Source organism: Citrobacter sp. VF227, assembly GCF_052950715.1.
Window position 1 is genome coordinate 1 of the sequence record NZ_JBRFVF010000569.1, and the last position, 440, is coordinate 440.

The 440-nt window shown below is 54.1% G+C and carries 1 pseudogene; it reads right to left on the reverse strand.

Annotation, left to right across the window (positions count from 1 at the left end):
- A pseudogene (locus ACU8YC_RS27910) lies at nt 1-440 on the reverse strand (citrate/2-methylcitrate synthase); the annotation flags it as partial.

Sequence of the window (440 nt, forward strand, 5' to 3'; positions counted from 1 at the left end):
TTAAACGGAGCTGATTTCTTCAAGCATTATCAGTGCAGCTTCGTTTGCACCGCCGTGTGCCGGTCCCCACAGAGAAGCAATACCGGGTGCAATGCAGGCAAACGGGTTAGCGCCAGACGAAACCGCGGTACGTACGGTAGACGTCGAGGCGTTCTGTTCGTAGTCGGCGTGCAGGATCAAGATACGGTCCATTGCGCGTTCCAGAATCGGGTTTACTTCATATTTTTCGCACGGCGTGGAGAACATCATGTTCAGGAAGTTACCGGCGTAAGAGCGATCATTACGCGGGTACACGAACGGCTGTCCGATGGAGCATTTGTAGCACATCGCGCCCCTGGTCGGCATTTTGGACAGCAGACGGAAAGCGGCGATTTCGCGGTGACGTGGTTTATTCACATTCAGCGAATCGTGGTAGAACGCAGCCAGTGCACCAGTAACAC